Annotated in this window: 32 protein-coding genes; 8 read left to right on the forward strand and 24 right to left on the reverse strand. The window is 53.8% G+C overall.

Annotated elements, in window-relative coordinates; translation table 11 throughout:
* Positions 1–73: 73 nt before the first annotated feature.
* Together E3E23_RS04710 and E3E23_RS04715 are read left to right on the forward strand one after the other, a co-directional pair.
* Entirely contained in the window at positions 74–646 is a 573-nt protein-coding gene (locus E3E23_RS04710) for a TATA-box-binding protein (protein ID WP_167906818.1), read from the forward strand.
* A 21-nt stretch (positions 647–667) separates the two neighbouring features.
* Complete coding sequence (locus tag E3E23_RS04715) at positions 668–1,675, forward strand: histone deacetylase family protein (protein ID WP_167906819.1); 1,008 nt, start codon at positions 668–670, stop codon at positions 1,673–1,675.
* 9 nt (positions 1,676–1,684) lie between these two features.
* Here the strand turns inward: E3E23_RS04715 and E3E23_RS04720 are convergent, their stop codons facing one another.
* From E3E23_RS04720 to acs, 3 genes are read right to left on the reverse strand one after another with little or no spacing between them, the layout of a single operon-like run.
* On the reverse strand, positions 1,685–2,293 hold the full coding sequence (locus tag E3E23_RS04720; protein WP_167906821.1) for an indolepyruvate oxidoreductase subunit beta: 609 nt from the start codon (positions 2,291–2,293) through the stop codon (positions 1,685–1,687).
* Positions 2,290–4,236 carry an indolepyruvate ferredoxin oxidoreductase subunit alpha gene (iorA, locus tag E3E23_RS04725; protein ID WP_167906823.1) on the reverse strand — a complete coding sequence of 649 codons (1,947 nt, stop codon included), beginning with the start codon at positions 4,234–4,236 and terminating at the stop codon, positions 2,290–2,292. Before iorA ends, E3E23_RS04720 begins: the two co-directional genes overlap by 4 nt.
* Before the next feature lie 11 nt (positions 4,237–4,247).
* Positions 4,248–5,624, reverse strand: coding sequence for an acetate--CoA ligase alpha subunit (acs, locus tag E3E23_RS04730; RefSeq protein WP_167907440.1), 1,377 nt, complete (start codon positions 5,622–5,624; stop codon positions 4,248–4,250).
* A gap of 187 nt (positions 5,625–5,811) precedes the next feature.
* On the opposite strand from acs, the gene E3E23_RS04735 reads away from it, so the two are divergent.
* Together E3E23_RS04735 and E3E23_RS04740 are read left to right on the forward strand one after the other, a co-directional pair.
* The gene (locus tag E3E23_RS04735) at positions 5,812–6,486 is read left to right on the forward strand and encodes a metal-dependent hydrolase (RefSeq protein WP_167906825.1); all 675 of its coding nucleotides are present in this window, start codon (positions 5,812–5,814) and stop codon (positions 6,484–6,486) included.
* Positions 6,487–6,531: 45 nt separating this feature from the next.
* Complete coding sequence (locus E3E23_RS04740; protein WP_167906827.1) at positions 6,532–7,533, forward strand: cell wall-binding repeat-containing protein; 1,002 nt, start codon at positions 6,532–6,534, stop codon at positions 7,531–7,533.
* 76 nt (positions 7,534–7,609) lie between these two features.
* On the opposite strand, the gene E3E23_RS04745 is transcribed toward E3E23_RS04740, so the two are convergent.
* The 9 genes from E3E23_RS04745 to E3E23_RS04785 form a co-directional block, all read right to left on the reverse strand.
* Complete coding sequence (locus tag E3E23_RS04745; protein ID WP_167907442.1) at positions 7,610–7,756, reverse strand: C2H2-type zinc finger protein; 147 nt, start codon at positions 7,754–7,756, stop codon at positions 7,610–7,612.
* 119 nt (positions 7,757–7,875) lie between these two features.
* Entirely contained in the window at positions 7,876–8,688 is an 813-nt protein-coding gene (locus tag E3E23_RS04750) for a hypothetical protein (RefSeq protein WP_167907444.1), read from the reverse strand.
* Between the two features lie 42 nt (positions 8,689–8,730).
* Complete coding sequence (locus E3E23_RS04755) at positions 8,731–9,372, reverse strand: hypothetical protein (RefSeq protein WP_167906829.1); 642 nt, start codon at positions 9,370–9,372, stop codon at positions 8,731–8,733.
* Positions 9,372–10,088, reverse strand: a complete 717-nt coding sequence (locus E3E23_RS04760; RefSeq protein ID WP_167906831.1) for a creatininase family protein — start codon at positions 10,086–10,088, stop codon at positions 9,372–9,374. The genes E3E23_RS04755 and E3E23_RS04760 overlap by 1 nt, the downstream gene beginning before the upstream one ends.
* 10 nt (positions 10,089–10,098) lie before the next feature.
* Positions 10,099–11,241, reverse strand: coding sequence for a glycosyltransferase family 4 protein (locus tag E3E23_RS04765; RefSeq protein WP_167906833.1), 1,143 nt, complete (start codon positions 11,239–11,241; stop codon positions 10,099–10,101).
* Positions 11,242–12,030, reverse strand: coding sequence for a UbiA family prenyltransferase (locus E3E23_RS04770; protein WP_167906835.1), 789 nt, complete (start codon positions 12,028–12,030; stop codon positions 11,242–11,244).
* A gap of 43 nt (positions 12,031–12,073) precedes the next feature.
* A complete protein-coding gene (gene speE / locus E3E23_RS04775) occupies positions 12,074–12,925 on the reverse strand; it encodes a polyamine aminopropyltransferase (protein ID WP_167906837.1) in 852 nt (283 codons plus the stop codon).
* 52 nt (positions 12,926–12,977) lie between these two features.
* Positions 12,978–13,451 carry a pyruvoyl-dependent arginine decarboxylase gene (locus E3E23_RS04780; protein WP_167906839.1) on the reverse strand — a complete coding sequence of 158 codons (474 nt, stop codon included), beginning with the start codon at positions 13,449–13,451 and terminating at the stop codon, positions 12,978–12,980.
* Positions 13,452–13,617: 166 nt separating this feature from the next.
* On the reverse strand, positions 13,618–14,766 hold the full coding sequence (locus E3E23_RS04785) for a cation:proton antiporter (protein WP_167906841.1): 1,149 nt from the start codon (positions 14,764–14,766) through the stop codon (positions 13,618–13,620).
* 77 nt (positions 14,767–14,843) lie between these two features.
* Here E3E23_RS04785 and E3E23_RS04790 point away from each other — a divergent pair, with 77 nt between their 5' ends.
* Entirely contained in the window at positions 14,844–15,251 is a 408-nt protein-coding gene (locus E3E23_RS04790) for an ACT domain-containing protein (protein ID WP_167906843.1), read from the forward strand.
* On the opposite strand, the gene E3E23_RS04795 is transcribed toward E3E23_RS04790, so the two are convergent.
* From E3E23_RS04795 to E3E23_RS04830, 8 genes are read right to left on the reverse strand one after another with little or no spacing between them, the layout of a single operon-like run.
* Positions 15,234–16,724, reverse strand: a complete 1,491-nt coding sequence (locus E3E23_RS04795; RefSeq protein ID WP_206205639.1) for a proton-conducting transporter membrane subunit — start codon at positions 16,722–16,724, stop codon at positions 15,234–15,236. The genes E3E23_RS04790 and E3E23_RS04795 overlap by 18 nt on opposite strands.
* Positions 16,724–17,023 (reverse strand): cation:proton antiporter subunit C, encoded by a 300-nt coding sequence (locus E3E23_RS04800; RefSeq protein WP_167906847.1) that lies wholly within the window; start codon positions 17,021–17,023, stop codon positions 16,724–16,726. The genes E3E23_RS04795 and E3E23_RS04800 overlap by 1 nt, the downstream gene beginning before the upstream one ends.
* Positions 17,016–17,417: a Na(+)/H(+) antiporter subunit B gene (locus tag E3E23_RS04805; RefSeq protein WP_167906858.1), complete on the reverse strand. Its 402-nt coding sequence runs from the start codon at positions 17,415–17,417 to the stop codon at positions 17,016–17,018. Before E3E23_RS04805 ends, E3E23_RS04800 begins: the two co-directional genes overlap by 8 nt.
* Complete coding sequence (locus tag E3E23_RS04810; protein ID WP_167906859.1) at positions 17,414–17,656, reverse strand: hypothetical protein; 243 nt, start codon at positions 17,654–17,656, stop codon at positions 17,414–17,416. Before E3E23_RS04810 ends, E3E23_RS04805 begins: the two co-directional genes overlap by 4 nt.
* A complete protein-coding gene (locus tag E3E23_RS04815; RefSeq protein WP_167906860.1) occupies positions 17,653–17,883 on the reverse strand; it encodes a hydrogenase subunit MbhD domain-containing protein in 231 nt (76 codons plus the stop codon). Before E3E23_RS04815 ends, E3E23_RS04810 begins: the two co-directional genes overlap by 4 nt.
* Positions 17,864–18,178 carry a monovalent cation/H(+) antiporter subunit G gene (gene mnhG / locus E3E23_RS04820; RefSeq protein ID WP_167906864.1) on the reverse strand — a complete coding sequence of 105 codons (315 nt, stop codon included), beginning with the start codon at positions 18,176–18,178 and terminating at the stop codon, positions 17,864–17,866. The genes E3E23_RS04815 and mnhG overlap by 20 nt, the downstream gene beginning before the upstream one ends.
* Positions 18,175–18,441: a monovalent cation/H+ antiporter complex subunit F gene (locus E3E23_RS04825; protein WP_167906865.1), complete on the reverse strand. Its 267-nt coding sequence runs from the start codon at positions 18,439–18,441 to the stop codon at positions 18,175–18,177. The genes mnhG and E3E23_RS04825 overlap by 4 nt, the downstream gene beginning before the upstream one ends.
* Positions 18,417–19,022 (reverse strand): Na+/H+ antiporter subunit E, encoded by a 606-nt coding sequence (locus E3E23_RS04830; protein ID WP_167906866.1) that lies wholly within the window; start codon positions 19,020–19,022, stop codon positions 18,417–18,419. The genes E3E23_RS04825 and E3E23_RS04830 overlap by 25 nt, the downstream gene beginning before the upstream one ends.
* Positions 19,023–19,223: 201 nt before the next feature.
* Between E3E23_RS04830 and gcvH the strand changes: the two genes are divergently transcribed.
* The 3 genes from gcvH to E3E23_RS04845 all read left to right on the forward strand — a co-directional run bounded on the left by gcvH (position 19,224) and on the right by E3E23_RS04845 (position 21,235).
* A complete protein-coding gene (gene gcvH, locus E3E23_RS04835) occupies positions 19,224–19,628 on the forward strand; it encodes a glycine cleavage system protein GcvH (RefSeq protein WP_167907446.1) in 405 nt (134 codons plus the stop codon).
* Between the two features lie 61 nt (positions 19,629–19,689).
* Positions 19,690–20,028 carry a hypothetical protein gene (locus tag E3E23_RS04840; RefSeq protein ID WP_167907448.1) on the forward strand — a complete coding sequence of 113 codons (339 nt, stop codon included), beginning with the start codon at positions 19,690–19,692 and terminating at the stop codon, positions 20,026–20,028.
* A gap of 199 nt (positions 20,029–20,227) precedes the next feature.
* Positions 20,228–21,235, forward strand: coding sequence for a type I restriction enzyme HsdR N-terminal domain-containing protein (locus E3E23_RS04845; RefSeq protein WP_206205640.1), 1,008 nt, complete (start codon positions 20,228–20,230; stop codon positions 21,233–21,235).
* A 155-nt stretch (positions 21,236–21,390) separates the two neighbouring features.
* Here the strand turns inward: E3E23_RS04845 and gltA are convergent, their stop codons facing one another.
* The 4 genes from gltA to E3E23_RS04865 form a co-directional block, all read right to left on the reverse strand.
* Complete coding sequence (gene gltA, locus E3E23_RS04850; protein ID WP_167906870.1) at positions 21,391–22,839, reverse strand: NADPH-dependent glutamate synthase; 1,449 nt, start codon at positions 22,837–22,839, stop codon at positions 21,391–21,393.
* Positions 22,839–23,705, reverse strand: coding sequence for a sulfide/dihydroorotate dehydrogenase-like FAD/NAD-binding protein (locus tag E3E23_RS04855; protein ID WP_167906872.1), 867 nt, complete (start codon positions 23,703–23,705; stop codon positions 22,839–22,841). Before E3E23_RS04855 ends, gltA begins: the two co-directional genes overlap by 1 nt.
* Positions 23,706–23,903: 198 nt before the next feature.
* Positions 23,904–24,665 carry a tRNA (adenine-N1)-methyltransferase gene (locus tag E3E23_RS04860; RefSeq protein WP_167906874.1) on the reverse strand — a complete coding sequence of 254 codons (762 nt, stop codon included), beginning with the start codon at positions 24,663–24,665 and terminating at the stop codon, positions 23,904–23,906.
* Positions 24,646–25,284: a DUF257 family protein gene (locus E3E23_RS04865; RefSeq protein WP_167906876.1), complete on the reverse strand. Its 639-nt coding sequence runs from the start codon at positions 25,282–25,284 to the stop codon at positions 24,646–24,648. Before E3E23_RS04865 ends, E3E23_RS04860 begins: the two co-directional genes overlap by 20 nt.
* Between the last annotated feature and the right edge of the window lie 36 nt (positions 25,285–25,320).

Raw genomic sequence — 25,320 nt, forward strand, 5'->3', positions numbered from 1 at the left:
GACCTAAACCTTTAAAAACTTCGAGCGTTCATTTATAAAGGGTTTTTAAACCCACCATCCGGAGGTGTAAGCCTTGGTAGACATGAGCAATGTAAAGCTCAGGATCGAGAACATTGTCGCTTCTGTGGATTTGTTCACGCAGCTCAACCTCGAGAAAGTCATCGAAATATGCCCCAACTCCAAGTACAACCCCGAGGAGTTCCCGGGTATTATATGTCGCTTCGATGAGCCGAAGGTGGCCCTTCTGATATTCAGCTCGGGCAAGCTCGTCGTCACCGGTGCAAAGAGCGTCGAAGACATCGAGAGGGCAGTCAACAAGCTCATCCAGATGCTCAAGCGCATAGGGGCCAAGTTCCAGCGCGCGCCACAGATAGACATCCAGAACATGGTATTCAGCGGCGATATCGGCATGGAGTTCAACCTCGATGCGGTTGCTTTGAGCCTGCCCAACTGTGAGTATGAACCAGAGCAGTTCCCGGGCGTTATCTACCGCGTTAAGGAGCCAAGGGCCGTTATACTGCTCTTCTCATCAGGAAAGATAGTCTGCTCCGGCGCGAAGAGCGAGCACGACGCCTGGGAAGCCGTGAGAAAGCTCCTAAGGGAGCTCGAGAAGTACGGGCTCATCGAGGAAGAGGATGAGTGGTGATCCCTTTGGAGGGCGCGGGCCTTGCCCGCTTACGAAGTTTTATACTCTCCCCTCTTCAGGGAGCACAGACCTGAGGAATACCACCCCGAGAACCCGAGCAGGCTGGACTACGCTATAGAGGGCCTAAAAGCCAACGACCTTTGGAAGAACGTCAGGGAGCCGGAGGAAGCCACCCTTAACGACCTCCTTGGGGTTCACGAGAGGCCCTACGTGGAGAGGGTAAGGGAGCTGAGTAAAAGCTCCGGAAACCTCGACCCCGACACCTACGTTTCTCCGGGCACCTGGAACGCGGCATTAAAGGCCTTTGGGGCTTCCCGCGAGGCCGCGCTTTCGGCGATGGAGCGAAAAGGCCTCTACCTCGCCCTTGTCAGGCCGCCCGGCCATCACTCTGGCAGGAATGGAAAAGCCTTCAACGCCCCGACGCTTGGCTTCTGCATATTCAACAACATAGCTGGAGCGGCTAAGCTCGTTGAAGCCCTCGACGGAAAGGCGGTAATCATCGACTTCGACGCCCACCACGGCAACGGGACACAGGAGATTTTCTGGAACGACCCAAACGTGATTCACATCGATATCCACGAGACAGACATCTACCCCTGGAGCGGCCACGAACATGAGGTCGGCGGCAGAGATGCAAAAGGAACCAAAGTAAACATACCCATGCCGCACTACTCACGGGACGACGACTACATCTTCGTATGGAGGGAGATAGTTGTACCCATAGTCGAGAACCTCGATCCAAAGGTCATCCTCATCTCTGCGGGCTTTGATGGCTTCCTCGGGGAGCACCTCACGACGTTGAGACTTACGGAGAGGTTCTTCCGCTATGCTGGCTCAACGCTTTCCAAGTACTCCCTCGCGGTAATCCTCGAGGGCGGCTACGACGTTGGACTGAGGAAGGGCCTGCCAGCTTTCATTGAGGGCCACTTAAGCGGGATGGAAACTGAAGAGACCGTTCATCCAAGCTACGAAACCCTCAAAACTGTGGAGAAAATAATCGAGATACAAAAAGAGTGGTGGGAAATTTAAAAGGAAGACTCAGAGCCCAAGCATCTCTTTTGCCGCCTGGACTCCGAGGTCGAAGGCCTTCATGTTGACGTCGACAGCCTTCGGTGGAACACTAACCCTGATGACCTCCTTGACGTGCTCGGCGTCAAGCGGGAAGCCTGGGGTCTGCGTGAGTGCTCCAATGAGGACGACGTTCGTGGTGATGACGTTGCCGGCCTTCATGGCGAGCTCTTCGGCGTCAAAGGCCATGAACTTGGCCTCGAAGTCCTCCTCGACGACCTTCTTTATCTCCTCTAAGCTTGGATACTTGGCGAGGCCCATGGAGACCTGAACCGGCGGGATCGGCCTCGCGTTGGTGAAGACGAGTCCACCCTTCTTGAGGTAGTTGATGTAGCGCAGAGCCTCGACAGGCTCGAAGGAGAGTATGACGTCAGCTTTTCCTTCCGGAACCATCGCACCGTAAACGTCTTCGCCGAAGCGGACGTAAGCGATAACGCTACCGAAGCGCTGGCTCATTCCGTGAACCTCACCAACTCTCACTTTGTAGCCGGCACGGAGGGCGGCCCAGCCGAGAAGGTTTGCGGCCGTAAGGATTCCCTGGCCGCCAACTCCGGTGATAACGATGTTGTACTCCCTCATAGCTCTCCCTCCCTGACCTTCTCAAAGGCATCAAACGGACAGACCTGCGCACATCCACCGCAGCCCCAGCACATGAGCGGGTCGACCTTTGCCTTCTTCTTCTCGGCATCCCAGTAGATTGCTGGACAGCCGTAGGCGTTGATACAGACCTTACAGCCGGTACACTTCTCCTCGTTGACCTGGTAGAGCGGCCACTGTATGCGTGCCTTCCTGAGCTCGCCGATCCTGTGGAGGGCACAGACCCTTCTCGAAACGACGACGCTCACACCCTCTACCTGGAGGGCCTTCTTGATGGTCTCGGTGGTGGCCTTTATGTCGTAGGGATCAACGACCGCAACGAAGTCCGCTCCAAGGGCCTTTGCAACTTCCTCAATCATAATCTGCTTGCCTGGTCCGTGCGGTGTGTCGCCGGTTCCCGGGTTCGGCTGGTCACCGGTCATTGCCGTGACGAGGTTGTCGACGACGACTATGACGACGTTGGAGCGGTTGTAGATGGCGTTCGCCAAAGCTGGAAGTCCCGTGTGGAAGAAGGTCGAGTCTCCGATGGTTGCCACGATAACCTTCTTCTCCTTGCCCTCCTTGTGCTCGTCCTCGGCGACGGAGCCGTTGAGGGCTATGCTGAGACCGTGGGCAACTCCTATCGAACCGCCCATCGCAACGGTTGTATCGACAGCCTTGAGCGGCGGGAGAACACCGAGGGTGTAACAGCCGATGTCGCTCGGGAATATGGCCCTGGGCGTTGCGGCCTTCTTGATGGCGTAGAAGGTGTTCCTGTGCGGACAGGCAGGACAGAGGCTTGGCGGCCTCGGCGGAACCATCTCGCTAACTTTCTTATACTTCTCGTCGAGCTCGGCAAAGTCTATTGGGGTTTCAAGGCCGAGGAACTTCGCTATGGCCTCGACAGCTCTCCTCGTGGTCATCTCGTAGATCCTCGGAACGATGTCCTTGCCGTGTATCGGAATCCTGATGTCCCTATCGAAGGCCCAGGTCTTGACCTGCTCCTCAACCACCGGTTCGAGCTCCTCAACGATGAGAACCTTCTCAAGGCCGTCGAAGAACTTCTCGAGAAGTCCGTATGGAACCGGGAACGGGGTTCCTAGCTTGAGTATCTTGACGTCTTCGATGCCGAGCCATGCCAGAGCTTCCTTGACGTAGGCGTAGCTCAAACCCGGAGCGATGATACCGACCTTGGCGTCCTCTTTGCCCTCAATCCAGTTGAATGGGCAGTTGTCGAGCTCCTCTCTTATCTTCTCTATCTTCTCGAGTATCTGCGGATGGAAGCGCCTCGCGTTGGAGGGAACATCGACGAACCTGCTCGGGTCCTTCTTGAACTCACCGAACTTCCTCTTGCCGGTCTTTATTTCCTCCGGGAGCTCACCGAGAACTACGTCGCCCCTAGCGTGGGAGCTCCTCGTGGTGGTTCTGAGGATGACGAAGTGCTTGAACTTCTCACTCAGCTCGAAGGCGTACTTCGTCATCTCCTTGGCTTCATGCGGCGAAATCGGCTCGAGAACGGGGACGTTCGCGAACTTAGCATAAACGCGCGTGTCCTGCTCGTTCTGTGAAGACCACATGCTCGGGTCGTCGGCGACCATTATGACGAAGCCGCCCTCAACGCCCATTCCAACGGCGCTCATGAAGGTGTCGGCAGCGACGTTCAAGCCAACGTGCTTCATTGCCGTCATGGCCCTCAATCCAGCCCAGGCGGCGCTCAAAGCAGTCTCAAAAGCCACTTTCTCGTTGGTAGAGTACTCCATGTAAACTCCAGCCTTCTTGGCAACCATTGCCATCGTATCAGTCAGCTCAGAGCTCGGCGTTCCTGGATAGGCGGCAAAAACCGCTATGTTGGCCTCGAGGGCACCTCTGGCTATGGCCTGATTGCCGAGGAGGAGAACCCTCTCCCCCGGCTTGTCCCACAACACTATGTCAGTAACCTTCGCCATCCAAAATCACCTCATTCCTTCTTTAAAACTCCAACGTCCTTTGCAAACTCCACGAGGGCATAAGCGGCAGATGCAGCATCCTCAGGTCTCTCATAGCTCGGAATGCCGGCCTTTTCGAGAACTTCCTTAGCCGGCTCACTTATGTATCCCGCCATGAAGAGCGCCAAGACCGGCTTGCCGTTGTTTACCTCCTTCACGGCCCTGACAACGCCTTCAGCGTGCTCAGTTGGCGTCATTCCCGCGAAGGTCGGGACGACGCATATCGCTATGAGCATGTCAACGTTCGGGTCCTCGAGGAGGGCCTTTGCCGTTCTGTAGTAGTCCTCGCCGCGGGCGCTCGCTATCATATCGACTGGATTCTTCACTGCTGCCATCGGCGGCAGGAAGGAACGGAGCTCCTCTATCGTCTTCTCCTCGAGGTTAGCCAGCTTTAATCCGCGCTTGTCAATCTCGTCGGCCGTAAGAACTCCAGGGCCGCCAGCATTGGTCATTATGGCGACACGCTTGCCCTTAGGCAGGGGCTGGGTGAAGGCACGAGCCATGCTGAGCATGTCGTCGATGGTTTCGGCAACGATTATGCCGCTCTGCTTGAAGGCGGCCTCGTAAATCTTGTAGGAGCCCGCCAGAGAGCCAGTATGACTTGAAGCTGCCCTCGCTCCGCTCTCGCTCTTTCCGGCTTTGAGGACTATGACGGGCTTCTTCTTTGTTACCCGCTTTGCAACCTCCATGAACTTCCTACCATCCCTGAGCCCCTCGATGTAAAGCGCTATCGCCTTGCTCTCAGGGTCGTCGGCTAAGTACTCCATGAATTCGGCGAAATCAATGTCGGCCATATTACCTATGCTGACGAACTTAGAAAAGCCGATGCCCTCCTTGATGGTCTTGTAGATGATTCCAGCCCCCAAAGCTCCGCTCTGGCTGATAAAGGCTATGTCGCCCTTCTTAGCATTGGTCACGAAGGTGGCGTTCATGCCGTTGTGGGTGTTCATTATTCCGACGCAGTTGGGGCCAACTATTCTCATTCCGTACCTGTGGGCAATCTCGACGAGCTCACGCTCCTCTTTCTTTCCTTCCTCGCCGGTCTCGCCGAAGCCCGCGGTGATGAGTACTATTCCCTTGACGCCCTTCTCGCCGCAGTCGATTATCGTTTGCTTGACGAACTTCTTGGGGACAACGATAACCGCTAGCTCCACGTCGTCCGGAATGTCCTTGACGTTCCTGTAGGCCTTGACTCCCTGAACGATCTCGTCCTTGACGTTCACCGGGTAGACCTTGCCGTCCTGGTACCCTTTGAGATTCTTGAAGACTTCGTAGCCGAGCTTGAGAGGATCGTTAGAAGCTCCGATCACGGCTATGGCCTTGGGTTTGAAGAAGTAATCAAACGTCATCAGGATCACCGAGCCTAACTCGGTGGAATTCTATATAAGCTTTCTCAAAACGGGCAGTAAGGCAAATATGAACATGGAAGAGAATAAGTAAAGCTCCCATGAGCTAAAAAGACCATTATTAACCAATTCCTCAAGAGTCGAAAGATTTAAGTGAGCTTTGGTTATTATATCCGCTAGGGGTGATGATATGGTGAAGGTGAGGTTTCTGGGCCATGCAGCTTTCGAGATAGTGGGGAGCAAGAGGATTCTCATCGACCCCTTCTTGACGGGCAACCCGGCCGCGGCGGTAAAGCCCGAGGAGCTTGAAGCCGACCTGGTCCTAGTTACCCACGCCCACGGCGACCACATTGGCGATGCCGTATTGATAGCCCAAAGAACCGGCGCTAAGATAGTGGCGATGTACGACATAGCCACCTACCTCATGGAGAACAACAAGGGGATAACGACCATAGGCATGAACTACGGCCCGACCGAGATTGATGGCGTGAAAATCGTTCAGGTTCCGGCCTGGCACTCCAGCAGCGACGGCAAGTACAGCATTGGAAACGCCTGTGGTTACATCATCGAGCTCGATGGTGTTAAAATCTACCACGCCGGCGACACCTTCGTGTTCAGGGACATGGAGCTGCTCGCAGAGCTCTACGGGCCGATTGATTTGGCACTTCTCCCAATAGGCGGCCACTTCACGATGGGGCCGAGGGAAGCAGCCAAGGCCGTCGAGTTCCTCAAGCCGAAGAAGGTCGTTCCGATGCACTACAACACCTGGCCGCCGATTGCCAAAGACCCTGAGGAGTTCAAGAGGCTCGTCGGAGATAAGGCAGAGGTCGTAATACTCAAACCCGGCGAGAGCCTGGAGCTTTGAAAAACCTTTTAAGGAGCTTCCCCTACTCTTTTTTCAGGTGATAAAATGGTTAAAAGGGCCCTTGTCTTGGTGCTCATCCTGTTCATGGTTTCGCCCCTCATGCTTTCCCTCTCCGCCGCTCAGGAGGAGACCCCGAAATACGACCTGATAATCGTGAGGAACGATGATTTGATAGATTACATCGTGGCGTGGCCGTACGCCAAGATGCTCGGTGTCCCTATTCTGCCCGTTGATCCGAAGGAACTCGATCCGGGAACGTTGGCCCAGCTCCAGTCCTATGCCCAGTCCGGCTGGAACCACGTGCTTATCATAGGGGACTCCCAGGCGGTAAGCAACGATGTTCAGGACGAGCTACTGAACATAGGCTTCGTAGTCGAGAGAATAGGTGGAGCCGTTAGAACCGAAACTGCCGCAAAGTTAGCCCTACATTTCTACCCCAACGGCGCGGAGACCGTCGTCGTGGCCAGCTCCAGCGACTATGGTTCGGCTTTGGCAGCGGCTAGATGGGCAATGAACTACAACTACCCTCTGCTCCTCACGCAGGAGGATGCCCTCTCAGACTCAACGGCCGATGCTATCAAGAAGCTGAAGCCGGAGCTGGTCATCCTAGTGGGAGCGGGCATGTCAAAGGACGTGCAGACGAAGATAGAGGCATTGGGCTACCAAACGTATTGGCTCAAAGAGGACATAGAGATAACCGTACCCAAACCCGAAGAGGAAGGAACCAACTGGATCATGGTAATCGCCGCGGTGCTGCTGTCTCTAGCCGTCGCGGTGCCGGTTTCGCTCTACTACGCCAAGAAGCGCTGGGCCGCCAACAGGGTCCCGATAGAGGTGCTCACGGAGAAGGAGCGCATAGTCGTCAAGGCGATACTCGACAGGGGAGGCGTTATAAAACAGGAGGAGCTGCCCGAACTGACGGGCTATTCCAGACCGACCATAAGCAGGATAATCCAGGAGCTGGAGAAGAAGCAACTCGTCACGAGGGAAAAGGTGGGCAAGACATTCATAGTCAAGCTGACAAAAGACATAGTGATTAGGGAATAACGGTCAGCAAGCCCGAACCGCTCATCACGGTTCAGACCCTTAGCTTTTCTTCATCCCTCAGAAAAAGTGGGAGGGATCAAGCCTTCTTAAAGAGGTGGCCGTGGGCCTTGTTGATGTGCCTCACGTAGTCCTTGCTCCTGCGGAAGACCATTCCACACCTGGGGCAGCGGAAGTAGAGCTCTCCGTCCCTGTCCTTGAACTTGATGGCCTTCAGCACCGCCATCTCCTCCACCCCCGCCGTAGGTAGGAGAATGAATTTTTAAGCTTTATCCCGCTCGCTTCATTGAGCACTATTTCCCGTTGCCATGCACACCCAATCAAAATTTGGAAGAAAAAGGAAGTTCAAATCCAGATCCTGTTGCCCTTGACCTTGAGGTAGCCCAGCGTTTGGAGCTCCTTCAGGAAGTCCTCTATGGCTTCTTCGTCGAAGTATATGTTAACCCTCTCGCGCTTGCCCTCAACCACTATTGGCTCCCTCTCGAGCAGGGCCTCGATGAGCTCGTTCTTCTTCCTGTACTTCTCAGCCAGCTCGAGGATAACATCCGCCAAAACCGAACGAGCAATTCCCTCAAACATGGCCTCGACAATGCTTTCCTCCGTTGCGTACTCCTCAGCTATCTCCAGCGCGGCCTCGACGAGCTCCCTGTCAACCTCCATGACTTCTACATAGTAGTGCTTCTCCAGCGTGAACTCTGTCACCATGCTCGTCTCAAAGCGCTCCTCCAGCTCTTCCAGATACTCTTCGATCTCATCTATCGGGAAGCGCAGCTCAATGGGCAGTCCCTCGAGCCTCGGCTTCTCCATGAGAACGAGCCTTCCGTCTTCTTCCATGACAGCACCGACTTCAATGAGGGACGTAACAACAAGCAGCTTACCCAGGTCAGACTCATCAAAGAGCTCCTCAAGTGTCCTTCCCTGGTTTACCTCCCAGTTGCTCATTAGGTCGTCGAAAGCCGCCTTGAGCTCCTCCAGGCTTTCCTCGAGGGGTTCTATACCCTCGGCCTTCTCTATAATCTCGGCGTACGTGCCGTTTATGACCACGTAGTGCGCTATCTCGGGCGAAACCTCCTCCAGAGTTCGGTTCATTATCCCAGCCCTGCTCAGCTCCCTTGAGAGGGCGTTCATATCGTCCTTGCCCAGAACCTCGAATCTCAACTGTCTCACCGATAAAAAGAGAGACGGCATGGGTTATAACCTTTAGGTCTCGATGAGGGTCTCGAGGAGAGCCCTGAGGGGCTTGTTGTGGAGCCGGCTTATGGTCCCCTTCACTTCGTCCTCAAGGCCCTCGGTGTAGGAAGCGTACAGGTAGAGGGCGTAAGCCATGAGCTTAGGGTCACCCTCGTTCATTCTCTCAATGGCCCCTGCAAGGACAGGATTCCGGAGGAGCTCCTCGGCGAGGTTCTTCATGGCCTCTTTGTCGTCCTCCTCAATGGCCTTCCTGAGTGGACGATAGAAGGATGCGATTATCGTCCGAGCGAGCCGCTCTCTTTCCTCAAACTCGTCCATCGGAGTTCCGACTTCCTGATTTTTGCTCCACATTAGGTAGAGGATGGGGATGAGAATGATCGAGAGGGCTATGAAAAGGTATGGAAGCAGGGGTATGTTTATTACCCCCGGGAGGCGGTCCTTGATGCTCATGAGGGCGAGCAGGCCGACGAGCATCCAGACACCCATGAAGATGGTGTAGTAAACGGAGTAGTCTCTCCTTTTAAGTGCCTTGTACTTCGAGGGTGCTCCTATCTCCTCAAGGTAGCGGAGCCTCTCCTCGGCAAACTCTATCTCGGCCTCAAGTCTCTTTATACGCCTGTCCAGCTCTTCCAGAACTTTCTCTTTTCCCATCACACTTCACCCAAGAGCAACCGGGCGATCTTTTCGCTGATTACACCAAGTATTGCCTCGCCGTTCTCCCTCGTCGCCGACCCAGGGTCGTCGTTGACCCCATCCGGGAACAGTTCCCTCCCTATGTCCTTCCTGATGACCCTAACCCTGCTCGTCCTTTTCTCGCCGACTGCTTTGTCCATCTTCACGAGTTCCGGCCTTATGGCGAGTATCACCGACGTTTCGTCCTGGCCTGCATGACCCTGGCTAGAGCATATGCTGAGTATGTCCTCCCTGAAGTCGATCCACCAGTTTATGAGCCATATCTCGGCGTTCGGATAGCTCTCCGCAACTTCCTCGGCGGCCTCAACGAGCGGATAAACGTTGCCCCCATGGCCGTTCATGAGGACTACCCTCTTGAAGCCCTCCTCGACGAACTCCGAGATGACTTCCCTAACGTAGGCTTTGAATGCATCGGCCCTAACGTCGATGGTCCCAGGATAAACGTTCAGGACGAATGTATGGCCGTACCATATCGGCGGCGCTATTAGAACGTCCTTCCCCGCTTTTCTCACTCTCTTCTCCACGCGCCTGCAGAGCTCCAGGGGGGCAAAAACGTCGGTACCAAGCGGCAAATGCCTGCCGTGGGCTTCCACACTCCCAACGGGAATAAGAACCGTGTCTATTGACTTCTTGGCTTCCTCAAAATCAGGCCAGGTGAGTTCTTCCATCCTCATAATTATCCCCTTATCCCATAAGGAGTGCATCCTCATAAGCCTTTTCTATCGCTACGGTGACTCTCTTCCACGAGTAACGGGTCTCCACGGCTTTCCTTCCGTTGGTTCCAAACCACTTGCGCAGTTCTTCGTCGTTAAGGAGCTTTTGAATTGCCCGTCTAAGCGAAAGCTCATTGCCTGGCGGAACGAGGAGTCCACTCTCACTCTCCTTAATTATCTCGGGGATTCCCCCAACGTCCGTCGCGACAACGGGAATGCCTGACGCCATCGCCTCAAGAATTACTATGCCGAAAGCTTCAGCTGTAATGGACGGGAGGACAAAGACATCTGCCATGCCGAAGAGCTTCGGAAGGAGAGAGCTTTCCACATAGCCGAGGAAGCGCACCCTGTCCTCCACCTTTAGGAACTTAGCCTGCGCCTTCAGGAAGGGGAGCATCTCGCCCGAGCCAACCATGACAAGGGTGGCATCTTCTATTCCGGAGAACGCGTTGAGGAGAACCTGCGGGCCCTTGCGGTAGCTCATCCTGCTGACGTACAGGACGACCTTTCCCTCGATACCGAGTTCGTCCTTGAGGCGCTCTCTTTCCGTTTTACTCAAGGGCTTAAAGATCTCATCGTCCACCCCGTTTGGAATGACCCTCACGGGGACGTCCGTGAAGTGTTTGATGAACGCCTCCGCAGCCTTGCTGACGGCTATTATCTCGTGGGGATAGCGCAGGTACCTACTGAAGACGGGAATCGTCAGTCCGAGCGCTTCCCAGAGCCTCGACTCGTGGGAGAAGGATATGCTGTGGGTCGTCAGGAGCGTGGCCTTCCCGAGGGTTCTGCCAGCTTTGACGGCCTTCAGAGCGAGAGGCGTGAAGGCATGATGGGAGTGTATGACATCGTAATCCCCAAGGAACTCCCCCAACTCCCTGCTCGAGGCAAGGCTGTAGGTCATGTTTATTCCCAAGATTGGACTTATCATCCCGGGAACCTTAACGAGTTCTATGCCAAAGCGGTTTAGTTCCTCCTCCTTCCCGGTTTCGAGGTCGTTAGTTACGATGGCGACCTCATGGCCGCGTTCCCTGAGATGGATGGCGAGGTGATGCATGTGGCTCGCGACGCCACCGACTTTTGGGTAATACCAGTCGCTGACGAGAGCGATCCTCATTCACACCACCGCCCCGAGCAAGTGGGTAATGAGCAGTGCGACGATTCCAGCGTCCATCAGTCGGTAGTTGCCCCTGATGCTATAGACAGCCACTCCAAGCGCCCCCAGAGCGAAGTTGAAGGAAGCAAGCAGTAGGACCAGGGAAAGGCCCGAAAAGGCCACCACCAGGATTTCCGAGGTCTCCCTGCCAAGGACTATTGGGGTCGTCTTTAAACCAGCCTTAAGGTCGCTCTCGTAATCCTCCAGGTGGTTTCTCAGCTCTAGGGCAAAGGAGTAGAGGAGCACCGCGGCAGTTATGGCCATCTCCCCTCGCGTGAGGAGACCGTCGAAGTAAGCCCCGTAGAGGAAGGGCAGCGCCCCGAAGAATACCCCGTGGGAGATCACGTCGATTATCGGACGGGCCTTCAGCCTCGGTGGGGCGGAGTAAACCGTTGCCAGGACGACCATAGCCAGATATATTGCGAACTCACCCAATCCGAGGGAGTATGAGAGCAGGATTCCCGGAAGGATTATCGAGAGGGACGAAATCACCCCAGCGCGGAAGCTCAGCTCTCCGCTAGCCACAGGGTTCTTGTGCCTCTTTGCTGGATTGAAGGAATCCGTATCGGCGTCGAAACAGTTGTTTATTGCGAAGGCATAGGCAACATAGAGGACGAGCGAAACCATCAATATGAGGGCATCATAAACATCGGGGCGATTTGGAAAGCTCATGGCCACACCAAGGAGGCCCATCCCAATGAAGGCCCTGCCGTCGAGTACTCGGGTGTTCTTAAGTATCGCTCGAAACACGCGTGAATCACCTCCAAAAATTCCAAAAGTTTAAGGGAGCGGGTTAGGCCCTCTTCTCGAGGAGCTCCCTCACGTACCTGGGCATCTGGAAAAGGGTCTCGTGCCTCTCCGGGTCGTAGTAGTAGAGGCCGAGCCCTTTGGCCCTCTCCAAATCGACCTTTCTGAAGTCAATGTCACCTTTGACTCCAACGAGGAAGCTCCACGGCGAGGCGTAGCCTATCACCGGGAAGCTGAAGTAGTGCACCTCGTCGAAGACGTTCTTCATGCCCCGGTAGGCATCGAGGAGCTCGTTGGTGAAGAGGTAGACGCTGCCCGACTGGGTTATGTATAGGCCTTTCTTGTTGAGCTTCTCGTAAGCTGTCTTGAAGAACTCCTCGCTGAAGAGCATCTTCGCAGGTCCGACCGGGTCGGTCGAGTCCACTATTATAACGTCGAACTTCTCGTTGGTGTTCCTCAGGAACTCCACGCCGTCGCCGACCATAACCTCTGCCCTCGGATCCTCGAAGGCCCCTTTATCTATGCCGAGGTAGAGCCTGGAGACCTCTATGACCATCTCGTCTATCTCCACCATCACGGCCCTCTCGACAGTTTCGTGCTTGAGAACCTCCCTCAGCGTCCCGCCGTCACCGCCACCTATAATGAGCACATTCTTTGGATTCGGGTGCGCGAGCATGACGGGGTGAACGAGAGGCTCGTGGTAGCTCTCTTCACCGATCTCGACCAGCTGAACAGTCCCATCGAGGACGAGGAGCTTGCCAAAGCCTTCGGTCTCGTAAAGTTCGAGTCTTTGATACTTTGTCTGAGTCTCAAACAAGCGCTCCTTAACCTTGAAACCCACCCCGTAGCCGCGGGGATACCATTCAATGAAAGCGTTCTCCCTCTCGTTGAATCCCATAAACTCCCACCCCTAAAAGCTGAAGAAGAGAAAGGGCTTAAAAACTAAACCCTCAGTAGGGGAACATCACCACAGCCGCTATGGCCGCAGCGGGCTTGTCCCTGACAGTTATCGAAGCGGAGGCAACCTTAAACTCCTTCAGCTTCCAGCCTCTGACTCTGAAGCCCTCTTCGACCATCTTTCTGACCATTTCTTCCGCCTCTTCCTTGGTGCAGTAGCCGCTGTACTCGTAGATGAGTCCTCCGACGTTGCCCTCACTTATTCCGATGCCAAGAGCAGCGCTGATGGTCATTCCTGGCTCGTCGCTCTCGATGTGTGCGTAAACCGTCGGGAGGAGCATTCCTATTGGGACATCATGGAGCTCCTCTATCCATTCTATGTGCGCTGGTATGACGCTGCTGAGCTTGACGAGGTTGACGTTGCCTATGCCAAGCTTAAGGAGCGCGTTGTCAAATGCATTAAGCTTGGTACCGCCCTCTGCCGCGGCGGCTCCTATGAAAGCCCTCTTAGGGGTTGTCCAGCTCATTTCAACTTCCTCCTTTCTTTTCTCACAGGGTAAACGGTTATACGTTAAAGCAAGGGTTCGCTTACTCGCTAATTTGTGGGGCACTTAAAAACGTTTCGCTACATTGGAAAGAACGTCGAAGAGCCTTTTTTCAGTTAAAAGCCCCATCAAAAAAAGATTGAATGGCTTAAGAGGCCGTTTCCGCACGCCTTATCCAGTAGTGATTCACAGCCCGGCCCAGCGTAGCTGAGGCAAATATTCCTAAGATGCAGGCGAGTGAGGCCGTGGCGTACATGTGTTCGCTGAGGACGCCCGAGACGTAGCCTATCTCACCGACGAGCAGGCCCAAAACTCCGAAGCTCGCTATTCCTGCTCCCCTAACCAGGGAAGTTGGGACATCCCTGTGCCTAACCACAGCCGCTGAGAGGAGAAGCCTAATGAAGTAGACCACGAGGAAGAACTCCAGCACGGTAAGGGAAAGCTCCGTCTCGAAGTTCAGTCCCCTCCATGCGAAGAATATCGGGGCAAAGATGCCGTAGGTGACACCGCTGACTATGGTGGTGAGCCTGTCGTACTGCTTAGTTCCCACGAGGTCGCTGTGCATCATTAGGCCAGCAAGGAAGCCGCCTATGCTGAAGTGCATGCCTATCTCTTCGCTGACGAAGGCCAGGGAAGTCGAAAACACCATGAAGAGGCCAAAAACGGCCTCGTCGCTCTTGAGCCTCCTCAATGTCATCGTAATCCAGACCTTGTGCTGTATGCCTATGATGTAGTTGATGTACATGATGCCGCCTATGAAGATGGCATCCTTGAGGATGCTCGTGATTATCGGCGTGTAGTCGCCAGGGGTCTCGTGTATCCTCACCATCATGTAGACTATGAAGAGGCTCATGACCTCGCTTATGACCGCGTAGGAGAGAGCAACATGGAGGAAGTCGTCGCCGAAGAACCTTTTCAGCCTAAGCACTATCGGAGCAGACGCCGTCGAGAGTATTGCCGCAACTATGATGTTGTCCGAGCTGACCGTCCAGCCCGTGAAGGGCAGCGTGACGAGGAACATCGCGGCGTAGGTGATTGCATACAGGGGCAGCGTCTTCTTACCTGCGTAGTGGAGCTCCTCAGGCGTAACTTCGAGGCCAGCGGAAATCATGAGGAAGAACAGGCCGAGCTCGGCTAAAAGAACCATCTCTCCCCTTGGCATGTCGATTAAAACTGCACTCAGTATCATGCCCGCGGTTATCTCACCCAAAAAGCCAGGGTAGCCTAGTCTCTCAAAGCCTTCCGCTAAGAGTCTTGCAAAGGCTATGATTATGAAAACGTAGCCTATGATTTGCATGTTGAAATCTTACAGCGAGCAAGTTAATAATCTTTCCGCTGGGCAAGGCTTTTATCGGTGGAAGGAGAGCTTAGACTATGAGGCACTACGAGATAGTCAGGGTAAGGGAGAAAGGAAAGGTTGAAATACCCCCAGACTACGCCTACGAGCTCGGCCTCGTTGAGGGGGCTTATTTTCTCCTCGAGATAGACACAGACCTTAACGAGGTTCACATGGAGAGAATAGCCCTGCCCGGAAAGAAGCTCGTGGAGGTCGAGCTGATCGTTGAAGACAAGCCCGGTGTTCTAGCCAAGATAAGTGGCCTCTTTGGAAAGCACAGGGCGAACATACTCTTCAGTGAGACAGAGGAGCTGGAGGGCATAGAACTGGGAGGAATAGTGGCAGTAATAGACGTGAGCGGAATGAGCGGCACCATCGAGGAGATGAGAAGAGAGTTAGAAGCTCTTAGGGAAGTAAAGGAAGTGACCCTACGCCCCCTGGAGTAGGACTACCGCCAGGACGGCCAAGACGAAGAGGGCAACGAGGACGTTTATCTCCTCCCCAACTTCCTTGGGGCGAACGTTAATCCCATTTTTAAAAACGCCGAGGGACTTGAGAAGGACGAACAGCGCTAGAGCAGATGCCAGATAGAGGGCATCCGTAAGGTCAATCCAAGAGCCGAGGTAGAGACCCATGCCAAGGGTAACGAGGGCAAGCGACATGGAAACGGCTTTCCAGACGGTTTTGACGTCTTCCGAACTGGCCCTGGAGAGAGAGTAGTTGAGCTTCGTGAACGAAAGGAGAGTGCCAATGCCCCCGAGATAAACCGCGTACTTCCAAGTCCCGCTAAGCTCGGAGGAAATAAGACCCTTGGCGTAGGAACCCACGAACGGTGAAATTCCGCCGATGGCAAGGCTGAGCATTATCGTTGAGAGCGCCATGATTGGAGCGTTCCGATAGCCGAACTTTCCAAGCTCCCTCGTCCTCCTCGCCAGCCCCCCGACGCTCAGGAAAAGGCCGCCCTTGAAGAGTGAGTGGGCGAGGGCGTAGTAAGCGGCACCAACGAAGTTGAGGCTCGCTATCCCGAGCAGAACGTAGCCCATCTGGGAAACTGTGTGGTAAGCGAGCAGCCTCTTCGCGTCCCTCTGGAGGAGTGCCATGCCTATGCCGAAGAAGAGAGAAGCGACGGCAACGCCCATCGCGGCAATCCTCAACGTCCGGCCAATGGGAAGGGCAGAGAAGACCAGTATAAGACCGTAGGCAGGAGCCTTAACGACCGCTCCAGACAGAATAGCACTCACCGGCGTTGGCGCGCTCGAGTGGGCGTCCGGCAGCCAGGAGTGGAGGGGGAATATGCCCGCCTTCAGCAGGAGGGAAGCAATGGCTATTCCCACCGCCGCGTTCAGCTCCCTCGACGGGAGAGCATTAGCTGAGATGAGGGCGAGGTTCAGGTAGCCTGTCTCCATGTAGATCACACCTATGGCGAAGATAAAAAGGTAAGATGCCAGCAGGGAAAGGATGAGATACTTAAAGGCCGCTCTTCTGGAGTTGGGGTCGTCGGAGAATGTTATGAGCGCGAAGGCAGATACCGAAGCTATCTCCATGTAGATGTAGAAGTTGAAGAGGTCCTTCGCTATGAAAGCGCCGAGCAGTCCGGCGTGGAGTAAAAGGAGAAGCGCCAGGGCCTTTGGGGTCTTCTTCTCCCTGAAGTCGAAGTAGGAAAGTGCGTATGGAGCAGTAAAGCCGAAAAGGATGAGCTCTCCGACGATGAATGGCAGGTTCACCTCGTTTATTCCTACCTCTATCCCGCTCACCCTGTTCCACCCGCCGACGACTTCACTCGCCGGGATGCCCCGGAGGAGCACACCAGCGGGGAGCAGGGCGCCTAGGAGGAAGACAACCTTTATCAGGGGTTTTCTTACGCCCAACGTGTCCATCAGGATGATTAGGAAGGCAAAGAGCAACGGAAGGGCGACCATCAGGGAAACCACTGGTTTTCCCTCCTCATGCGCATTATCATCGCGAGGGCGAGAGAGGTTATCGCCACATCAACGACGAGAGTAGTCAGCATCAGCGTCGCTGGGAGGGGGTCAACAGGCTCGGTGGGCATTATGGGGACGTCTTTCCCCGGAGAATAAGCCAGGCCGACGAAGAAGAGAACTAAGCCGAGCGACGCGACGTTCACGGAGAGGACTAACTTCACCGGGTTTCTCTTTGTCATCAGGCCGTAGATTCCAACTAGCATTATGATTACCCCAGCCTGCTCTGGGCTAATCACTTTCCACCCACCTCAGCAGTATGTAAAAGACGAATGTGAAGGCCGCCCCAACTTCCAGGCCAACAGCGATGTTGAAGGGGACTATTATGCCGCCCTCGGAGGGCAGGAAGTTCGCGTAGAAGGCTCCGAAGGCAAGACCCACCAAACCAAGGAGCACGAGAAAGGCCCCGGCGGAGCTCTCTATCAGGCCCGCCCAGTTGAACTTGAACTTTTTGCGAACCTGTTTGTAGCCATGAGAGGTAATGAGCAATATCACAGCAACCGCCAGGATGACGCCTCCTTGGAATCCTCCCCCAGGGCTCAAGTAACCATAGAGCATGAGATATGCCGCATATGTGACGAGAAAGGGACTCACGAGCTTTGTGGTTGTTCTAACCACGATACTCATCTTCACTTCTTCTTCCCTCCGAGGAGCAGGTAGAATCCTACGACCGCCGTGAACAGCAGGCTCGCCTCGCCGAGGCTGTCGTAGGCCCTCCAGCCAGCGAGTATGGCCGAGACTAAGTTCGGAATCCCTATCTCGCCCCAGTTCTGGACGTAGTAGGCGTAGCTTCCGCCAACCTCGTGGGAGTAGTCAAGGCCGAGCAGAACGATGCCAAGGGCGAGGGTTATAACCACCCCAGCCTTCCTCACCTCGTCACCTCCTCGATGGTGAACAGGAATATGCCGATAACCACCGCGCCGACCACTATGGCAGAGAGTGCGACGTCTGGGGCTTTGAGCTCGAAGAGGGCCAGTATGAAGAGCAAACTTAGGAGGGAGTACTTAACGACAGCACTAACCAGCTCCCTCTCCTCTACCACCGCAACGGCGAGGATTATCATGGCTATGAACACAACATCAAGGATTGTCCCAAGCATACATGTCCACCACTACTTTCGGCTTAACCCCGTACTTGTATGCCCCGCGCGCTATGGCGTGCGAGACCATCGGGTTTATCATCGCTATAAGGAAGGCCAGCACGAGGAACTTGAGCTTGACTAGGGCTGGAGCGTCCATCATGAGGACGAGGGCTAAAATTATGCCCATCGCTCCGCCCGTATCGCACTTGGTAGCCGCGTGGAGGCGTGTGTAAACGTCCGGAAAGCGGAGTATCCCGAGCGCCCCGAAGAGCATGACGGCCCCGCCGAAGATGAGAAGAGCCACCTCAATCATTGCCCCTTCCTCTCCATGTATTTTGCCAGTATCAAACCCCCAACCGCGTTCACCATGAGCAGGACTATGGCGAGATCTATGAGGTAGTACTCCTGCTGGAGCACGGATAAGACGGCTATTATCACCACCACCTTGGTCGTTATGGCGTTGAGGCCCACTATCCTGTCCGGAAGGGTTGGTCCCCTAACCACGCGATAGCTTATCAGCATCGCCGTGAAGACGAGCAGGTAGAAAGCGCTCACCAGAAGACCTTCTTGAGCCATTCCTCGATGTCCCCCTTTATTTTCTCCCCAGCCTTCTCGCGGTTGAGCGTTTTGAGGTCTATCCAGTGGACGTAGAGATAGGTCTCGCCGAGCTTCTTGCGTACATCCAGCGTCAGCGTCCCCGGAGTTAAGGTTATGGAGTTGGCAAGTATTGTAACGCCGGTGTCAGAGTGCAGGTCGGTCTTTATCTTGACTATGCCCGGATTGATGTCCATAAAGATTACATTCTTGGCGACTTTGAGGTTGCTCTCCACGAGCCTGAAGGCCATTATCACGATGTACTGCGGCAGGTAAAGGAAAGCGAAGTAGAGGAGCTTTTCAAGGATGTGCCCTGTCTTTCGTATATCCTCAGTTAGCATGTCCCGCATAAAGGAGGCTATTATAAGAGTCACCGCCGCGCCCACCGCGAGGTTCTCCAGCCTGAGGCTCGATGAGATTACAATCCAGAAAGCGAACAGGACCGCCCAGGTTAGGACTACCCTCTCCCAGACGGGAAGCTTCGACGCCTCAAACCTCTCGTGGAGAACCCTCTGGCGCAGGCCCTCCAGCCTCTCCTTGAGGTAGAAGGGGACGCGGCTCATGGTGTAGACTACGGCGCGGAGGGTTATAACGGTTTTGCAGACGCCAAGAAAATGCCCGGAACTGTGAAATTAGTTCGAATAACCCGGCCAAAATTGGGAGAATTTTTAGACGTGATTTTCCGGGGAGCTATCGGCCATCAGGTGGTTTCACCATGGAAAGGTTTAAATCTCCCGCCGTTTCAGAGGGATTTGGTGGTGCTCATGATTGAGGTTGGGGAATACAAGGTCAAGGAGGGCCTTTACTACACGAAGGACCACGAGTGGGTCCAGGTTCTTGATGATGGAACGGTTCTCGTTGGAATAAGCGATTATGCCCAGAAGGAGCTCGGTGACTTGGCCTACGTCGAGCTTCCGGAGATTGGGACGGAGGTAAGTAAGGGCGACGTCCTCTGCGAGCTGGAGAGCGTTAAGGCTGTCTCGGAAGTTTACGCTCCCGTCAGCGGCGAAGTGGTTGAGGTCAACGAGGAGCTTGAAGACAGCCCCGAGGTTCTCAACGAGGACCCCTACGAGAACTGGATAGCCAAGCTCAAGCCGAGCAACCTTGAGGAAGAGCTCAATGAGCTCATGGATGCGGAAGCTTACGCCAAATACCTTGAGAGCCTCTGAGCCTTTCTTTCCTTTCAGAAAGCTTAAGTATTTTTGAGCCCTTCTTCTATCGGTGATTCCTATGAAGGTTCTAAAGGAGTGGGACGTTAAGGTTAAGCTTGTAAAGACCAAGCGCGGGGCTATTCTGCACATGATAGAGCTCGAACCTGGGCACTTCTACCTCGAGCAGAACCCGCTAAAGGATTCTAAATACGGCGTCGCCTACAGGAAGATTAAGGAGAACTTCCCCGAGTTTTATATGTTCTGGGAGATAAAGAACAACCGCTACACAGGCAAGCTCCTCGCTGGGGCGTTCCTTGAGAAGAAGGAAATTGACGACTTCATAACCCTCGTCGCCAAGAGCGAGGACTTCAAGAAGTTCGAGGAGATTTTCGAGGAAATCGAGGAGATGGAGGAGTGAGCTCAGACTTTGACCATCATCATCTTTTTCTCAGATACCCTAGAGGTCTTCATCGCTCTTTTTGTTTTTAATTTTATACACAATTAAAAACGTATCTATTTTATATCGAGTTCTTAACTAAGGCACAGTAACCCTTATTAATGAGGGGTAAGCACTAAGATAAACGTAAATCTGCGTAAAAACATTGGGAGGGAACTTTGTGCACTCGTTAGTGGATGCAATAAAGGATACCATTTCACGGGCATCTAAATACAAAAGGCTGTATATGAAAAATGAGGAAGCCGTAAAGCAGCAATTGTTCTTACCACTCCTAGAAGCCTTGGGATGGGACACAAAGAATCCTTCTGAGGTCGTGCCCGAAGATAAGACTGAGATGGGTAGGGCGGACTATGCCTTAAAAATCAGAGGGAAGACTATTGCATATGTCGAAGTGAAGAAACTTGAAATCAACATTTTTACGAATAAAAAGCCCCTACAACAGCTTGGATCTTACTGTTATGCTAGAGGAGTCCGGTATGGGATTCTAACTAACGGTGTTCAGTGGCTTCTGATGAAGGCTTATGAGGAAGGCAAAGATATAAATGAACGGATCCTGTTCCAGATCAATCTAGAAGAGGAGGAGCTAGAACTTGTTCTCCATAAAATGACTCTCCTAGACAAAAACAGGCTTCCATATGCTGAGGAGATACTGATGCTTCTTAAAAGCTTGAAATCCATACTTGAGAGCCTTGAATCAAAAGGGATTCCAAGAGAGACCGCTATCAAATTTGCTTCGTTGGATCTTTCAGAGTCCGAATCTAGCAAGACTATCCCTGTAAAACTCCCGGAATCTGCGATTCTGATTGAGAACGTGTCTGATCCAACATATAAAAAGGTAGTTGAGAGCTATGTCTATTGGAATGATAAGTGGATACCCTTATCGCAAAACCCACCTTCCTGGAAGAATACCGTTGCAGAGTATGCAAAGTTTCTTGTCAGCAGTGGACTTGCCCTTCCGGAATTTCCACCATATATCAGCACAAACAAGCAACTGCTGAGAAAATATGATGTTCCCGGTAAGACTTCTATTAAAGTCGGTAAGTGGTATGTTTATGTGTGGCTCGAAGCAAAAGAATCTCTCCAAATTCTGAAGAAGTTATGGGAATCATCTGGAGTTCCCCTTGCAGTAGTGTTAACAGACGCACCAAGGAGGGGCAGTAGAAAGTAGGCTCGGCCAGTATGCCCTTCATCACGGCATGCCCGATTCAGCCACTCCGGAGCTCGTCATCGCCAGAGTTTCATTCGCCAAGGAATTGATAAAGGTGCCGCAACTTCTGGGGTAGTAGTTGTAGGAGGAAAGTTGAGAAGAACAGAGAAAAGAGCTCAGGCGTTCTCTCTCTGCTCTTCCCTCTTCCTCGTCAGATACTCGTGTATCGCCTTAGCAGCCCTTCTTCCGTCGCCCATGGCGAGGATAACCGTTGCTTCGCCCCTTATCGCGTCTCCACCGGCGAAGACTCCCGGAATGCTCGTCATGAGGTTCTCGTCGACCACTATCTTTCCGCGCTCAACCTCTAAATCGGGCGTGTTGACAATGAGCCTGTTCGGGTGCTTTCCAATGGCTATGATAACCGTATCGGCCTCGAGCGTTACATACTCGCCCGTTGGGACTATCTTCCTCTTGCCTCTGGCATCGCGCTCGCTCAAGGGCTGCATCTTCTCGAACTTGACAGCTTTCACCCTGCCGTTCTCACCGACGAACTCCACCGGGTTGACGAAGTACACGAACTCTATGCCCTCCTCCTTGGCGTGCTCGACTTCCTCGATACGGGCGCTGACATCTTCTGGGCCGCGGCGGTAGGCTATGGTGACCTCGGCGCCGAGCCTCCTCGCGGTTCTCGCCGCGTCCATAGCTGTGTTTCCAGCACCTATGACGACCACCTTTTTCCCTATCTTGACTGGGGTGTCGTATTCTGGGAAGAGATATGCCTTCATGAGGTTGACCCTGGTCAGGAACTCGTTGGCGGTGTAGATGCCGTTGAGGTTTATTCCGGGAGCGTTGACGAGCTTCGGCGTTCCAGCACCGGAGCCGATGAAGACCGCGTCATACTCCCGGAGGAGCTCCTCAATCGTCACCGTCTTTCCGACGACGTGGTCGGTGAGTATCTGGACGCCGAGCTTTTCGAGCTTTTCAATCTCGCTCTGGACTATCTCCTTGGGCAGCCTGAACTCGGGAATTCCGTACATGAGGACTCCACCCGCCTGGTGGAGGGCCTCGTAGATAGTGACGTCATAGCCGAGCTTTGCCAGCTCGCCGGCGGCGGTGAGACCGGCTGGACCAGCTCCGATTATGGCAACCCTCTGGCCCTTCTTCTCTATCTTGGGTGCTATCTCGAAGAGCAGCTCCTCGTCGATGCCGTGCTCGCGGGCGTAGTCTGCCACGAAGCGCTCCAGCTTGCCGATGTTTATCTTGTCGCCAACCTTGCCCATCACACAGTTCATCTCACACTGATCCTCCTGCGGGCAGACCCTACCGGTGGTCGCCGGGAGTGAGTTGCAGGCCCAGATGACGTTGAGAGCCTCTTTGACGGCCCTATCAGGATCATCACGGTACTGGACGAGCTTGCTTATGAAGCCCGGAATGTCAATGTGAACGGGACAGCCCTTTATACAGGGCGCGTAGTTGTAGGGACACTGCAGACAGCGCTCGGCTTCCTTGACGGCCAGCTCGAAGGTGTAGCCGAGATTGACTTCTTTGAATGAGTTTATCCTCTCCTCAACCGGGAGCTCAGGAGTGGGAACGCGCTCTTTGATGAGCTTCCTCTTAACGGCCATCACTGAGCACCTCCCTGGAAGGCCTTCATATACTCCTGCATGGCCCTCATCTCGAGGTCGGTGTAGTAGCCGCTCCTCGCTATGAGCTCGTCCCAGTTGACCTGGTAGGCGTCGAATTCGGGCCCGTCAACGCAGGCGAACTTTATCTCACCACCGACGGTTACCCTACAAGCACCACACATGCCAGTTCCATCGACCATTATCGGGTGCAGGTCAACGCTCATTGGGACGCCAAACTCCTTAACGACCTCGAAGACTGCCTTCTGGTCTCCGGTAGGACCGACCATGAATACCAGGTCGAAGTCCTCCTTTTCGAGCATCTCGCGGACCTTCTCCGTGAGCCTCTTGGTGACGTTTTTCATGTTGGCTGGGAAGTCAAGGTTCGGGTCTATTGGAACAGGCTCAACTATGTGCCTCCCAACTACCTTTTCGAGCTCGTCCTTGAGGACGACCATCGGTTCAAAGGTAACGTTAAGGGTCGTAACGTCGTTTCCAAGCTCCTGCCAGGCCTTGGCTATTGGGAAGACCTCGACTATTCCAGTGTAGGCACCAATGGCAAGTATTTTACCGAACTTTTCCATGGGGGCCGGGTTTCCGAGCGGGCCGGCTATGTTGAGTATCTCGTCACCCTCCCTAAGCTCAACGGCCATCCTCATTGTTGTCCTTCCCCTGGTGAAGACGATGAGAACCACCCAGCCCTCTTGAGGGTCCCACATGACTGGAGTGAGAGGGATCCTCTCCCCGTTCTTAAAGGCTCTGACTATGACGAACTGCCCCGGCTTGACTTTCTTGGCCACATGGGGGGCGTGAATTTTATACCAAGTGTTGCGCATGGCGATTTCCCTCTTCTCGAGGATTTTATACACAATGAACACCTCCGTACATGTGGTCAGATTTGGACATCAAAGAGGTTTACAACTTTGAGTGTTTATAAATCTGTTGTTAACTTTTGGTTATCAACCTCGAAATAATTTCGAACTCAGGGAGATATCCACGAGAATTGGCCGTTTTAGAATGGACAGTCTCGAATACAAGCCGTCCAAAGAATAGAAGACAATAGTGGCTCAGAGCTTTCTCAGGAAGGTTATGTAGCCAGTATGCGCCAGCATCCTGGTTTTCGGACGCATGCAGTCCTTCTTAACCTCCTGCTCCCTGACGAGGACTTCAACGGTCCTCGGCCTGTAGAAGTGCTCCCGGTACTCCTGAAGTGCAATATAGAAACGGTGAACCTGGTTCATGCACGGCGTGTAAGCCACGAAGTATCCGCCGGGCTTGAGGGCTTTGACTGCGTGTGGAAGAACGTTCTCTGGCTGTGGGAGGTCGAGGACGATGTGGTCAACGTTTTCCTCGTCTATCCCTTCGTAGATATCTTTGAGCTTTATCGTGACCCTGTCGTCGAAGCCCACCCACCTGATGTTGCGCTCGGCTATCTTCGCGAAGTCTTCTCTGATCTCGTAGCTGATGACACGTCCGGTGGGGCCAACGATGTTGGCGAGGAAGATGGTTAAAGCTCCACTGCCGACGCCGGCCTCGACGACCGTATCCCCCGGCGAGATTCCTGCGTAGGCGACTATTATCCCGGCGTCCTTCGGGTGGACTATCTGCGGCCCGCGCTTCATCTTCTCGATGTAGTCTATTATGCTCGGCCTGAGGATGCGGAACTCCTCGCCCTTGTGGCTGGTTATCGTCTCACCGTAATCCTTCTCAAGGAGCTCCTCGAGGTTAATTATACCAAGATCCGTATGGAACTCCTTCTTCTCAACCGTCAGAAGGTACCTCTTCCCCCTCCTATCTATTAGCAGTACCTTATCCCCCTCCTGTAGCAAACGCCTCACCTTCCTTTTTTATGATTAAACCTTCCTTGGAAATGTAGAAGACTATCGACGAGACTTCCTCAAGCATCGCAAGATGCTCGGGACTTAAAATGTCCACATTGACAAAGTGAATCCCGATCCAGTCTTCCATCGGGATCGTACTGATGCTTGTGAGTATCGCTTTCATTGCTTCATCGCCCCCAAAGCGTATGTACTGGGCCAGGCCGAAGGTCAGGACGTAATCTGGTTTGGCTGGGCAGTTCGCCATCCTGTTAACAACCATGTGGTAGTTCTTGAGGAAACTGTGGGAATCATAAACTGGTACCACTTCCTCTATTACCTCGCCGTAACTGGCCGAGCCAGGGCCAACTTTGACAACCTTGATTTTTTTGATGATTTCAATGATCCTGGAATACTCCCTGCCAGATATTCTGCGAATGTAGTTCCTGAACATGAGGTCTCCCACGCCGAAGAAATCACCTATAACAACTACCCCCCTATCCACGAGCATAGGGATGAGCAATCCCCATGAAAACTCCTCAACTGGATACACCGAAGGATATTCTACCATAACGATGTCGCCCTTTTGGGCCTTCCCGAAGAGATAAGTCTCAAAGACGGTGGTGTCCATATCAGCTCACCAAAAGGGTTTTTAACTACTCCTCTT

Origin of the sequence: Thermococcus sp. CX2 (assembly GCF_012027555.1) — an archaeon.
Classification (GTDB): Archaea; Methanobacteriota_B; Thermococci; order Thermococcales; family Thermococcaceae; genus Thermococcus.